This window comes from Desulfosarcina sp. (assembly GCF_041551955.1).
Taxonomy (GTDB): domain Bacteria; phylum Desulfobacterota; class Desulfobacteria; order Desulfobacterales; family Desulfosarcinaceae; genus Desulfosarcina.
Genome location: NZ_JBFELV010000371.1, coordinates 1 through 5,184, shown reverse-complemented (window position 1 = coordinate 5,184; position 5,184 = coordinate 1). Strand labels below are relative to the sequence as shown.

At 55.3% G+C, this 5,184-nt stretch carries 3 protein-coding genes and 1 pseudogene; all 4 read left to right on the top strand.

Annotation, left to right across the window (positions count from 1 at the left end; genetic code table 11):
- Window positions 1–347 precede the first annotated feature (347 nt).
- Window positions 348–1,367 (top strand): annotated as a pseudogene (locus ABYV26_RS20365) (NAD-dependent epimerase).
- A gap of 33 nt (window positions 1,368–1,400) precedes the next feature.
- On the top strand, window positions 1,401–1,931 hold the full coding sequence (locus ABYV26_RS20360) for a four helix bundle protein (protein ID WP_372683197.1): 531 nt from the start codon (window positions 1,401–1,403) through the stop codon (window positions 1,929–1,931).
- Entirely contained in the window at window positions 1,928–3,283 is a 1,356-nt protein-coding gene (locus ABYV26_RS20355; protein WP_372683196.1) for a UDP-glucose/GDP-mannose dehydrogenase family protein, read from the top strand. Before ABYV26_RS20360 ends, ABYV26_RS20355 begins: the two co-directional genes overlap by 4 nt.
- 733 nt (window positions 3,284–4,016) lie before the next feature.
- On the top strand, window positions 4,017–5,184 hold a 1,168-nt coding region (gene ltrA / locus ABYV26_RS20350), incomplete at its 3' end, for a group II intron reverse transcriptase/maturase (RefSeq protein WP_372683195.1).

Sequence of the window (5,184 nt, the reverse complement as noted above, 5' to 3'; positions counted from 1 at the left end):
CCGCGAAGGCGGGGCACGTAGTGAAGCTTTTTCAGCGCTGTCCATAACTGTCTGAAACTTATAGATCCCCGCCTTCGCGGGGATGACAAAAAAGAGGATATCTCGACTTTTTACGGGTTCATCAAGGTCTTAACCGCCAACCGTGAACCGGCAACCGTCAACCGTCCCTTAACACCTAACACCTAACACCTAACACCTAACACCTAACACCTAACACCTAACACCTAAAACCTAAAACCGATCGTTATCGTTCCCAACGATCAAAACGAAGATAACCAATCAAACCGTTTATCTAAAATACGCTTTCCATGACGGAAGGCTCAAACCAACCAAACCACAGGTAAAACATGAATCTGGAATTCAAAACCGCATTGGTCACCGGCGCCGCCGGCTTCATCGGCTTCCACTTGTCCAAACGGCTGCTCGACGAGGGCCACCGCGTCTTCGGGGTGGACAACCTCAACGATTACTACGATGTGGGGCTCAAAAAAGACCGCCTGGAGACCCTGAAGGCCTATCCGGCCTTTTCCTTTCACCGGACCGATCTCGCGCACGCCGCCGACCTCGAGGCGATCTTCAGGGAAAACGCCATCGAGGTGGTGGTGAACCTGGCCGCCCAGGCCGGGGTGCGCTATTCGTTGACCAATCCCCGGGCCTACGTCGATTCCAACCTGGTGGGGTTTGTCAACGTGCTGGAGTGCTGACGGCATCACGGGGTCAAGCACCTGGTCTTCGCCTCCTCCAGCTCGGTGTACGGGGCCAACACCAACATGCCCTTTTCCGTGCACCACAACGTGGACCACCCGGTCTCGCTGTACGCCGCGTCCAAAAAATCCAACGAGTTGATGGCCCACACCTACAGCCACCTGTTCAAGATGGCCTGCACCGGGCTGCGCTTTTTTACGGTGTACGGCCCGTGGGGGCGGCCCGACATGGCCCTGTTCCTGTTCACCCGGGCGATCCTCGAAGGCAAACCCATCGACGTGTTCAACCACGGGAAGATGCGGCGTGACTTCACCTATATCGACGATATCGTCGAGGGCGTGGTGCGGGTGATGAAAAACATCCCCGACCCCAACCCGGCCTGGAGCGGTGATTCGCCGGACCCCGGCACCTCCTACGTGCGCTACAAGATCTACAACATCGGCAACAACCAGCCGGTCGAACTGATGGATTTCATCAAAGCCATCGAAGCGGCCCTCGGCCGAACGGCCATCAAAAATTTCATGGATCTTCAGCCCGGCGATGTGCCGGCCACCTATGCCGACGTGGACGACCTGATCCGGGATGTGGGATTTAAACCGGCAACTTCCATTGACGACGGCATTGGGAAGTTTGTGGAGTGGTACAAAGAGTACTATAGTTAGTTGGTTCGATTTGTTAAAATAATTGAGGATTTCATGGCCACAATAAAACGGTTCGAGGAACTCGAATGCTGGATGGAGGCAAGATCATTTGTCGCAGTCGTCTACAGATTGACGAAAAGTAACAGCTTTAAAAAGGATTTCGAGTTGGTCAGTCAAATCAGAAGAAGCGCGGTTTCCTCAATGGCCAATACCGCTGAAGGTTTTCACCGGAGCAGTTCAAAGGATTTTATGAAATTCCTTGATTATTCCCGAGCATCCATCGCTGAATCCATAAGTCACGCCTATGTTGCACTGGATCAGAATTACATCAGTGAAGAGGAAATGAATGAAATCAAACAATCAGGGAATTGCGTCTGGAAGAAAATAAATGGATTGATTTCCTACCTCAAGCGCAGTCAACGAACCAATAAAACCAACCGAACCCATCCAACTAACCAAACGAATCAAACCAATTCAACCAATCCAACTAACCAAACGAATCAAACCAATTCAACCAATCCAACTAACCAAACGAATCAAACCAATTCAACCATTCTAACTAACCAACAAAGGAATTTATCTTGAACATCTGCATTATCGGAACCGGTTACGTCGGCCTGGTGGCTGCCGCCTGCCTGGCGGAAATGGGCAACGATGTGTCATGCATCGATGTCAACCCTCAGATCATCGACCGGCTCAAGGCCGGCAAGGTGCACATCTTCGAGCCGGGCCTCGAGCCCCTGGTCACCCGCAACACCGCCGAAGGGCGGCTGACCTTCAGCACCGATCTGGCCGAAGGCATGCGCGACGCCTTGTTCGTCTTCAGCTGCGTGGGCACGCCGTCGATGCCGGACGGGTCGTGCGACCTCTCCTATGTGGATCAAGTGGCCACCCAGATCGGCCGGATCATCGACGACTACAAGATCGTGATCAACAAGTCCACCGTCCCGGTGGGCACGGCCGACCGGGTCAAGGGGATCATCGCCGAGGAACTCAAGAAGAGGGGCGCGTCGGTGGAGTTCGACGTGGTCTCCAATCCGGAGTTTCTCAAAGAGGGCGACGCGGTCAACGACTTTTTGAAGCCCGACCGCGTGATCGTGGGCACGGACAACGTGCGCACGGCCAAACTGCTGGAGACCCTCTACGCGCCCTTTGCCCGCAGCCGCGACAAGATGATCGTCATGGGCGTCCGCAGCGCGGAGATGACCAAATATGCGGCCAACTGCATGCTGGCCACCAAGATTTCCTTCATGAACGAGGTGGCCAACATCTGCGAGGCGGTGGGCGCCGACGTGCGTGAAGTCCGCGCCGGCATCGGTTCCGACCGGCGCATCGGCTACCACTTCATCTATCCCGGGGTGGGCTACGGCGGGTCGTGCTTCCCCAAGGATGTGCGCGCCTTGATCCACACGGCCAAATCATACGGCTGCGCACCCAGCCTGGTGGAGGCGGTGGACGCGGTCAACAACCGCCAGAAAGGCATGTTGGCCGAAAAGATCAAGCGGTACTTTAAGGAAAAAGGGGGGGCGCAGGGCAAGACCGTGGCCTTGTGGGGCCTGGCCTTCAAGGCCAACACCGACGACATGCGCGAGTCCGCGGCCCTGGACACCATTCGCTCGCTTACCGATGCCGGCATGACCGTCAAGGCATACGATCCCGTGGCCGGCGACAATGCGCGAAAAATACTGAAGGACAACCCGTCGGTAGCCGTGATGGATAACCAGTACGACCCCGTCGACGGCGCCGACGCCCTGGCCGTGGTCACCGACTGGAACCAGTTCCGCAACCCGGACTTCAACCGCATCAAGAACATGCTCAACGATCCCGTCGTCTTCGACGGCAGAAACCTCTTTTCGCGTTCATTCATGAAGGAGATGGGCTTTTTATACATCAGTGTGGGACGGCAGCCGGTGGTTGGGGTAGAACGTAGGTTGTAGGTCGTAGGTGGCGGGTGGTAGGCGACTAAAAAGATGAACGTCGAACATCGTGGCGCCAGGCAAAGCCTGGGGCGTTGGAATATCAGGCGCAACGGGACCTGATTGAAATTCGCCGTTGAAGTCCAGTGGGTTCGAAACCCACCCGGTAAGGGCTGCCACCCGACCGGAAGCGAGTCTTGCCAGTGTAGGGAAACCGAATCTGGAAGCGTAGACAGCGAGTACCGAAGCTGTGTGAACCAACCTCGAAAAGATGATTAATGCTGCGGCCTTCGTGATCGATGTAGCGGGGGCGAGACCGTCTTTGCTCAGTGGCAGTGGCGAGGGCGGCGCGGCCGGGGTCTTTTGAGCATGGCAAAGGTACGAGAGGGCTTCCCAGGAACCTGGGAGACCCGAACTGCTCCATCGGAAAACTCCGGCCCAGGTGAGCCGACGGGGGAAAGGCCGTGAACACCAGAGCTGTCAATCCTTCTTGCGGGAGCTGACAGCGCAATGAGGACATGACGCAAGACCGATGGTACCGCCAAACGAAGGCAACGAAGTGCGGCGGGATGGCACAAGGGAGTCTTAGCACGGGCATAGTACCATTGACGACGGCGAATCCAACCCGTGGCGAGCCGGAAGAGGGAAGGGCCGTGTCGGGATTATGGAACTGTTGTTGGGAAACACGGAGGATGCATTGGAATCCTGTCAAGTGTACACGAAACAGCAACGGATAGCGGAGCTTGCGAGGCTCATGCCGGATGCGGGAATCACCTCGCTGGCCCATCATATTGACCTTGAATGGATGTACCATGCGTATCGGAGAACCCGCAAAGACGGTGCAGCCGGAATAGACAATGTAACAGCCAAGGAGTACGAGAGGGATCTGGATGAGAACCTGAGGTCCTTGCTGGAACGATTAAAGTCCGGGCGCTACAAAGCCCCGCCGGTTAAGCGGGTGTACATTCCCAAAGCAGATGGCCGTAAAAGGCCGATAGGGATACCGACTCTGGAGGACAAAATCCTCCAAAGGGCGGTGGTCATGGTACTGACGCCACTGTACGAGCAAGACTTTTTGGACGGTTCATACGGGTTTCGTCCAGGACGGTCTGTGCACCAGGCTCTGGAAGCACTGTGGCATGGGGTCATGAAGATGGGTGGCTGCTGGCTGTTGGAAGTGGATATCAAAAGCTACTTCGACACGGTGAGTCACCAGCATCTGCGTGAGTTTCTAAGCAAGCGGGTACGCGATGGTGTAATGAAGCGCACGATTGGCAAATGGCTTAAAGCAGGGGTAATGCACGACGGTGCGATACACTACCCCTTGCAGGGAACACCGCAAGGCGGAGTGCTATCGCCACTTTTGAGCAATGTTTACCTGCACGAGGTGCTCGACAAGTGGTTTGAGCAGCAAGTCAAGCCTCGGCTGAATGGAAAGGCAGAGTTGATTCGGTTCGCCGATGACTACGTGATATTTTTCGCTAACGAGCGGGACGCCCGGCGGGTACAGGCAGTATTACCCAAGCGTTTTGGAAAATACGACTTGGCGTTGCATGAAACCAAGACCCGTCTGGTGGACTTTAATCGCCCAAAGCCTCCCCTTCGTAAGTCCGAGACTTTTGTATTTCTGGGATTTACGCACTATTGGGGTAAATCGAGAAAAGGCAAATGGGTCGTGCAGCGCAAGACCGCGAGCAAAAAGCTAAAGGAATCTGTGCAAAGGGTCTATCGATGGTGCAAAGAACACCGTCATGATCCGATAGCGGACCAGCATCGGGCGCTTTGTCGCAAGGTATCCGGGCACTATGGTTTTTATGGGATCACCTTAAACATGCGTAGTCTCAGGCGGTTCTTTGATCAAGTAAAGCGTGCATGGCGTAAATGGCTCAACCGGAGATCCCGGAATAGCGATATGCCTTGGG